Consider the following 7,622-nt stretch of genomic DNA (forward strand, 5'->3'; position numbering starts at 1 on the left):
CCCTTCATATAATAAATCCTCTGTATAGTAACAGAGGATTTACGATTTATTTAATATTTGCTAGGATGCGTTCAGCACCAAGTTGTAAACTACGAGACACAATAACATTTACTATTGTAAAAATAACTAGGATACTGAAAAACATACCCCACATTCCAACTCCTAATGAGAAAAATAACGCACATACTCCGCCAACAGTAAGACCGACTAATAATATATTCGCAAAAAAATTCCAAAGCGTAGTATAACGACCTTTAAACATTTTCTGTTCAGAATCCCAATGAATATCAGCTGTTTGTGCATCCCAGCGTGTACCAATTAAATTGTTTAACCATAACCCATTTGCACAAAGCAAAAACCAAAGTAAGATAAATACTGGTGACACACCGCCTACAATGATAAGCACTAGACCAAAGATCGCTAAAATAGTGGTATTAATGAGCCAAGCTGTAAATACTTTCGCAAAGAAAATACCTTCTGCCTTAACGGGCAAATAACGATTGATAAACCAAGTGCGACCTTCTCTTGAAAAAGATGTTGTCGCAATAACATTAGATCCCATTAAAAACATACCTGCACAAAAAGCAAGACCAAGCGCAAGAGCTGTTGTTTCACTATCTTTTATAAATTTATTTAACCAAGCTAAATTCCCGTCTTGTACAAAAATAATAAAGAAAAACATAATTGGCATCACAAAAGTATGCACAATACAATTAAGAAAAAATTGTGGCGTGCGAGTTAAAATACGAAACTCTTTTTTCACATATGCTTTCCAATGTGAATTTTGCACAGTAGCTTTATTAAAATTCTCGGCAGAAATCACTTCTTTTTTCGCAGTACTATTTGAAATTCCAATAACCCCTTTTAAATATGTACGCTCTGCAACATAGAAAAACAATACATAAAATGCAAACGAAATCGCAGCGAAAAGAAGTAAATATAAAAATCCTTTCCACGAAGCACTTTCTGTTAACGCCATTGCTCCAAAGTATGTCGTCGGAAAATAGTTTGTCATTTCTACTAGAAATGAAGATTGATTATTTGTAAGAAAGTCTGCTGCTGTTTTCCCAGAAGCAGCACTTCTATTTTTCCATTGGATAAATATATTAATGCCGACAATTAGCAATAAAGTAAATAAACCCATTAGCATATTACTTCGATCTTTATTTTTTGCGATATTTGTATAACGCATAATGATTGTCATAAGAAGTGAAGCGAGAACTAACGGAATAATCGGGAAAAATAAGTAAACAATTAAAAAGTAAACATAATATGTAATAAAAGCACCACTTTGTAATCCATACACAATGAAGATTGGAAATAAGATAAACGAAGCCATCACATATTGTGTAATTAAAACAGTAATAAACTTCGCCGTAATAATGTGGGCTGGCTTAAGTGGTAGTGGTAATAACATTTCAACGTCATCGCTATAATAAAAGACTGTTAAAATTGTCGTAATACTAAACAAAAATACCCAGATACTTCCAAACGCTAATCCCATACCAATTAGTAAGTTTTCCTGGTCAACTTGTTTTAATACGCCATACATACCATTCGCAAGTGGACCTATAAATAAAAATCCAACAAACAAAAGACCCAATAATGAAAGTAAAGATACAACACGCTTCTTCTTATCAGTTAACATATCAGCATAGTTCATCTTTAATAAAACTTTAGTTAACATCCAAATTTTATTCATTTTCCGTCATCTCCAAGAACATTTTTTCAAGAGATTCATTAGATTCAAAATGTTCTCGTATTTCTGCTAAATTCCCTTGAAATTGAAGTGTTCCTTTATTAATAATCGCAACTCGATCACATAATTTTTCAGCAACTTCTAACACATGCGTCGAAAAGAACACCGTTTTCCCTTTATCAGCATGTTCACGCATCATCTGTTTTAATATAAATGCCGATTTTGGATCTAATCCAGTCATTGGCTCGTCTAAAATCCAGACATCTGGATCATGCAAAAGAACTCCAATAATAATAATTTTTTGGCGCATTCCATGTGAATAACTTTGAATTTGATCAGACAATGCTTCGTACAAACTAAAGCGTTCTGCTAGTGTTCGGATCTTTTCCTGACGCACGTCTTTCGGAACATCATACATATCCGCCATAAAATTTAAATATTCAATCCCTTTTAAGCGTAAAAACATATCAGGACTGTCAGGAACATACCCAAATAACTTTTTCGCTTCAAGCGGCTCTTTCGTAATATCTTTTCCATTTACAGAAATCGTCCCGCTATCAAGAGAGTGAATACCTGTTATCATCTTAATTGTCGTTGATTTCCCTGCACCATTTGGACCTAAAAAACCAAATATCTCTCCGCTCGGGACTGTTAAATTCAAATCTTTTACCGCAAATTTGCTACCATTATAGCTCTTTGACACATTAACAATTTCAATCATCCATATCCAGCCCTTCTCTTATTTTCCAATAATTACATTTTAATTATAACATAATACGTTTCTGTATTTTATAATCTTTTAGAATTATCAAACACAAAAGAATCTTCTTTGTGACTTAACCTATAAATTTGCATAAAAGCACATACTTGAAGTTCAAATGCTGTACCAAAATAATCAATAGCTTAATGAAAAAAAATTAGATATACCGATTGAATACTAGAATGCAATCATAGAAAATGATTCCTCTTATGATGTATATTCTTTTATGGTGTAAAAACAACTAAAATATTTTGCCGTCCATCTTGCAAATCCAGAATTCCCAACATAGAAAACGTATATATTTTTCATAATATTAAACAAGCTCAATTCAAAACTTTCCGTCCGTGTAAAAGATGCAAGCCAGATAGTTTATGTTTACCTAATGAAGAGTGGATCCAGCAAATCGTTGAATATATTAATCAAAACTATCACGAACAATTTACCTTAAATAAGCTAGCAAATACATACCACGGAAGTCCCTACCATTTGCAACGTACATTTAAAAAAGGAAAAGGAATTAGTCCACTTGCATACATTCAACAAGTACGTATTACTAAAGCCATGTTTTACCTTGTAACCTCAAACAAAAATATAATAGATATCGGAATAGACATAGGGATACCAAATCCAACTTATTTCATAACATTTTTTAAAAAGAAAACAGGTTAACACCGACTGATTATCGAAAAAAAAAAACAACTGATGAAAAGATCCAAACATTAGATTAAACTCAAAACAATTTTAAGAAAGCAGCTCCTTATATAATCCAAAAGGAAGCATAAGTTTGCATTTTATGCAATGTTATGCTTCTTTTCACATTCTTTTTCTTTATCCCACATTATCAAATAGTAATACCTCTTCACTTTCTACTACCCTATGTTTCCTTATCCATAAAAATATATATACGAAGCTACCCCAACTGCTAAAACGACCCCTAAAAGAAGATAAATGATTGAAAGTCTTGTAATATTTCCTTTCGTTGAAGTTCCATAATTTTCTTCTTCACTTTTTCCTACCATTATTGTCACGATAACTGTCACTACTACTATGATTAATACCCCTAATATCCATGCTAACATTTCTACATCTCCTCCCTTCATTTCTAATTTTACGTTATTTATACTATTTATAACGTGGATATCTTTGTAATTATTTTAACAATTTTCAAACTAATTTCAAAATAAAGAAAAGCACTCGAAAAAAGGACAATTTCCTCCAGCCGAAAAGTAATCGTATATAACCTAAACAAAGGTCCAGTGCATATCCCAAGCACTGGACCTTTGTTTGATATTAGAATTGATGATGAAGATAATACATTCGTCATCAGCGTGGATTACAAGTTAACCATTTCATAACCATTTACAAAGTACTCTATTGTTTCTAACTCATATTCGTTTAATTCTCTATCAAGTTCTTGTTTATACGCTATTTTTATTTTTTCTGCATCGCCTTTATGTGTTTCCGTGTAGGTACCTACTGTTTTCAGCAAACGAATCTCTTGCAAAAATTCATTTCTATCAATTGCTTTCCCGTGTGAAAGAATATAAGTCTCAGCATCAAATTTCTCTAATTCTTGTATTAATTCAAACGTTCGTTTTGTTGTATAGTTCCACTTCGAAGAAAAAATATCTGCATAGATACAATCTCCTAAAAACAATATCTTTTCTTCTTTAATATAAATGACAACGGAGTCATGTGAATGGTTCCCTCCTACATGCTTTAACACACATGTCACATCACCAAGGTCTAATTCAAGTTGTTTCTGAAACGTTAATGACGGTAAGACAATTTGAATATTTCTTGGTTGTTCACTGAATTCTTTTTTTATACAAGTAGCACAAAATTCAATTTCTGTACCTTCTTTTACTCGTGCGTCCAAGGCCTCATCTGTCCATTCATAAGGAACGAGTGTATTCATCTCTTTTTTTGTTTCACTATGTGCGATAGACAAAGCATTTTTTAATACAGGTAATCCAAAAATATGATCCCAATGCCAGTGTGTTAATGCAACGAAATCAGGATTTGAGATGTTCTGTTCGTTTAGCATTTCTAAAAACAAATGTGCATGTGCTTCTGAATTACCTGCATCTATCATCAAAGTCTTTTCTTTTCCAACTACCATTCCTAAAATAGGTCTATCTGTTTCAGAAACAGGTGTCATATACCAAAATGAATCTCCTATTTTTTTTATTTGCTGCATAACTATTGCCTCCATTTATGACTGTATAAGAATTGCCAGCCAAGAAATTTCTTGGCCTTGTATTTTGATTACTAGTAAACGAATACATCAAAAATAAAGTGAAACTTCCATCCGTGGGGGTTTTCTTCATCCCCCACGGATGGAAAGCCCGACCAATCGGGCTTTTACGGGCAGTTGTCTCCCATCTATCTTCTTTAGAAAAGCGAAAGTGGCTCGTCCAGAATGTGAGGAAGAAGCGAAGCCACCGAACATTCTAGCCACTGGAACTGGACAATATTCTCTCTAAATCTTGAGGTGAGGGTCTTACTGCCCACGAATAGCGGGATAAAATCATTCTTCATATTTTTTATCTAATGCAATACAAATACTAATGATAATTTTGCCGTTGGACAAAATTTGACGCTTACAAAGAAAATAAAAAAATAGAGATTCTAAAAAATAATCGTATGACTCTTTAAACTCTCTACCTTCTATTTTATTTTTCTTCTAACAATAAAGCACGCAAAGCGTCTAACTGTTCTTTCGTAAGTCCAATTCCTTTTTCAGCATATTGCTCCGCAGAACCATATACGTTGTGAATTTCATCAAATGCCGCTTGTAAATATTCAACCCTCGCTTCAAACATTGCACTTAAAATTGCAATACTTGCTTCATCTTTAAGCCGCGCTCCTAAAAAAGCCATCATTTTCTCATTCAACTGTTCACGAAATCCATTACTCAGTAAATAATCTTGCATGACTGTCTCTTCTGGCACACCTAGTAACAGTAATAATAAAGCGGATGCAAAGCCAGTTCGATCTTTTCCTGCTGTACAATGGTTCAAAAGCGGTAAGTTGTTTGCGTCTTGTATAAGTTCTAAAAATGTCACAAATGCCTCATTACCAGTTACAAAATCTCGATTCATCTTCACTAAATATTCTCCTGGCTTGCCAAGCATTGATAAATCTCCTAAATGGAAAAATTCATTGATATTTAAGTCTTTTGCTAAATCTTGTATAACTGGTAAAGAAACTTGACGAACATCTTGTATTTCTGGATTTGGTTTATGTTGCACTTCGAAATCTGTACGATAATCGCAAACAACTTTCAAGCCCAAATTATGTATATAACGAATATCTTCTTCTGTTAACCCTGCTAGCTCTTCAGAGCGATACAATTTCCCCCATTTCACTACGCGTCCATCTTTTGTTTCATACCCGCCTAAATCACGAAAGTTAAATGCACCTTGCAGCGGTAAGCGGCGCTCTGCTACTGTAATACGCTCTCCTTCGTTCGTAACTAATCGAAAATAAACTCGCATAGCTGGATTCGGATCTTCGATTGTAACGGAAGAAGCATCTGTTACAACCGTTAATAATTGTCCATTTTCTTCAATATTCTCTGAGGATGTACTCCAATAAACACGCACTGATTCTTCTGCACTGCCCCAGTTTATAGATAAAGTGTTAGCGTTTTCTCGCTCTACTGTTACATCTAAGCCTGTTCGTTTCATGTTCGTTTTCATTTTTTCACCTATCACTTTCTCTATCGTTTCTACCCCCTATTGTATACCACATCATGTAACGCGTCTTACATATTTCATGACATTTTGCAATCAATTTATAAATACAGAGAAAACATTTCTTGTATATCTGTAAAAGATGTACAAGGTATTCCTCGAAATACATAGGCAATTTGTTCATTCCCCAAATCTTGATATACAACTGTACCTCTTTGCGGGTGCACATAGTATTCACAGTTTCCAATCTTTTGCGGGGAACTATAATTTCTTATCCATGAGGATACAGGGTGATAGCTATAATTAGTATGCCGACATGCCCATAGTGTATATAACTGCTCTTTTGCATCCCAATATACATACTGCGTTTCGTTGTCACCAAAACCAACAGACTCTAATTCCCATGAACAGGGAACTAGAAGCGGTAATGATACAAACTCCTTTTCTTTAGGAGAACTCCATGCAAAGCAACGACTGATTTCGCCTCCGCCCTTTTCTATATGAGCCTGAAAACTTAAACGATGAAATGGTAATTTCATTTGTTGTTTTGCTTTCTCTAATTCAAGTGGCTGTAAACCATATAAAAATTCCTCCATCTGATGCTGCTCAATAACTCCATCATCAATAGAAATTTCAATTTGTGTTTTCCACTTAGAAGTGACGTAACTATCGCACCCTTTATAATTTATACCACGCCAATATGTAAGTTTATTATATTGAAAACACTCGCCCTGTGCATGAGACAAACAACTGTCTGGAAAAGTCGGTTCCATAATATCCAGAAAAAACTGTTTCACGCGAAACATTCCTGTAGGAGTAATCACCTGAAACCAAAGCGTTTCCCACTTTTCACTCTCCTGCCGCTGTGATATGTGCTCTACATGCCAGTCTGGAAATAAAACTTCCGGATATAACGGAACCATTCTTTTAAATACTTGTTTTATCATCAAATTCCCCCTTGAGTTATTTCTTCAATAATTCGAGAGGGATCTTCATTTACCCTTTTCTGATCACTCTTGTGTATTTCTCTATCTTCCCTAACTGTATACAGTTGTTGTTAGAAAACACTCGTTTCATGGCATCGTTCATTTCGTCAGTACTCCCCACATAATATGAAGCACCGATTTCTTTTAAAATGTATAACGCTTTTTCATGAAGCATTGTCCCGTATCGTTTTCCACGCATATTCGGGACAATACCAAGATAAAACAATCTCCCTTCTTCTACCGTACCTGGCTCAATATGCGGCAAAATAACCCCTACTGGATTTTCTCCTTGAAAAGCGACTAAGCAATGTTCGTTCCATCTGCCGCCAATTTCTGTTTGAAAAGCATATAATAATTGGTCTATAGATAATGTTTCTTTCGTATGTGAACTACCCACCACTTAACGACCTTACGGTCTGTTTGAAGTGGGGGCTTCAAAAGTCAAAAGACTTTCTCTTTTATTGCTAATTCATCCACAA

The 7,622-nt window shown here is 34.5% G+C and carries 7 protein-coding genes and 1 pseudogene; 1 reads left to right on the plus strand and 7 read right to left on the minus strand.

The features are described 5' to 3' along the window. Nucleotides 1–46: 46 nt before the first annotated feature. Both ACIGHG_RS19490 and ACIGHG_RS19495 read right to left on the minus strand, forming a co-directional pair. Complete coding sequence (locus ACIGHG_RS19490; protein WP_336473062.1) at nucleotides 47–1,702, minus strand: putative ABC transporter permease subunit; 1,656 nt, start codon at nucleotides 1,700–1,702, stop codon at nucleotides 47–49. Continuing rightward, nucleotides 1,695–2,420, minus strand: coding sequence for an ABC transporter ATP-binding protein (locus tag ACIGHG_RS19495; protein WP_336473063.1), 726 nt, complete (start codon nucleotides 2,418–2,420; stop codon nucleotides 1,695–1,697). The genes ACIGHG_RS19490 and ACIGHG_RS19495 overlap by 8 nt, the downstream gene beginning before the upstream one ends. A 226-nt stretch (nucleotides 2,421–2,646) precedes the next feature. Here ACIGHG_RS19495 and ACIGHG_RS19500 point away from each other — a divergent pair. Continuing rightward, nucleotides 2,647–3,187, plus strand: a pseudogene (locus ACIGHG_RS19500) (Ada metal-binding domain-containing protein). Between the two features lie 156 nt (nucleotides 3,188–3,343). Here the strand turns inward: ACIGHG_RS19500 and ACIGHG_RS19505 are convergent. The 5 genes from ACIGHG_RS19505 to ACIGHG_RS19525 all read right to left on the minus strand — a co-directional run bounded on the left by ACIGHG_RS19505 (nucleotide 3,344) and on the right by ACIGHG_RS19525 (nucleotide 7,540). Further along, nucleotides 3,344–3,538, minus strand: coding sequence for a hypothetical protein (locus ACIGHG_RS19505; protein WP_396550061.1), 195 nt, complete (start codon nucleotides 3,536–3,538; stop codon nucleotides 3,344–3,346). Between the two features lie 254 nt (nucleotides 3,539–3,792). Continuing rightward, a complete protein-coding gene (locus ACIGHG_RS19510; RefSeq protein ID WP_336473065.1) occupies nucleotides 3,793–4,659 on the minus strand; it encodes an MBL fold metallo-hydrolase in 867 nt (288 codons plus the stop codon). Nucleotides 4,660–5,134: 475 nt separating this feature from the next. Beyond that, complete coding sequence (locus tag ACIGHG_RS19515; protein ID WP_396550063.1) at nucleotides 5,135–6,163, minus strand: tyrosine-protein phosphatase; 1,029 nt, start codon at nucleotides 6,161–6,163, stop codon at nucleotides 5,135–5,137. Nucleotides 6,164–6,258: 95 nt separating this feature from the next. Continuing rightward, a complete protein-coding gene (locus ACIGHG_RS19520; protein WP_396550065.1) occupies nucleotides 6,259–7,104 on the minus strand; it encodes a hypothetical protein in 846 nt (281 codons plus the stop codon). A 49-nt stretch (nucleotides 7,105–7,153) separates the two neighbouring features. Then, nucleotides 7,154–7,540 (minus strand): GNAT family N-acetyltransferase, encoded by a 387-nt coding sequence (locus ACIGHG_RS19525; protein ID WP_396550067.1) that lies wholly within the window; start codon nucleotides 7,538–7,540, stop codon nucleotides 7,154–7,156. Nucleotides 7,541–7,622 lie beyond the last annotated feature (82 nt).

Source organism: Bacillus sp. NPDC077411 (genome assembly GCF_044543425.1).
In the GTDB taxonomy this organism is placed as follows: domain Bacteria; phylum Bacillota; class Bacilli; order Bacillales; family Bacillaceae_G; genus Bacillus_A; species Bacillus_A bruguierae.

Excerpts from the sequence above, each read along its gene's own strand:
- ACIGHG_RS19490 (WP_336473062.1), bottom strand. The coding sequence starts at position 1,702 with ATGAATAAAATTTGGATGTTAACTAAAGTTTTATTAAAGATGAACTAT.
- ACIGHG_RS19495 (WP_336473063.1), bottom strand. The coding sequence starts at position 2,420 with ATGATTGAAATTGTTAATGTGTCAAAGAGCTATAATGGTAGCAAATTT.
- ACIGHG_RS19505 (WP_396550061.1), bottom strand. The coding sequence starts at position 3,538 with ATGTTAGCATGGATATTAGGGGTATTAATCATAGTAGTAGTGACAGTT.
- ACIGHG_RS19510 (WP_336473065.1), bottom strand. The coding sequence starts at position 4,659 with ATGCAGCAAATAAAAAAAATAGGAGATTCATTTTGGTATATGACACCT.
- ACIGHG_RS19515 (WP_396550063.1), bottom strand. The coding sequence starts at position 6,163 with ATGAAAACGAACATGAAACGAACAGGCTTAGATGTAACAGTAGAGCGA.
- ACIGHG_RS19520 (WP_396550065.1), bottom strand. The coding sequence starts at position 7,104 with ATGATAAAACAAGTATTTAAAAGAATGGTTCCGTTATATCCGGAAGTT.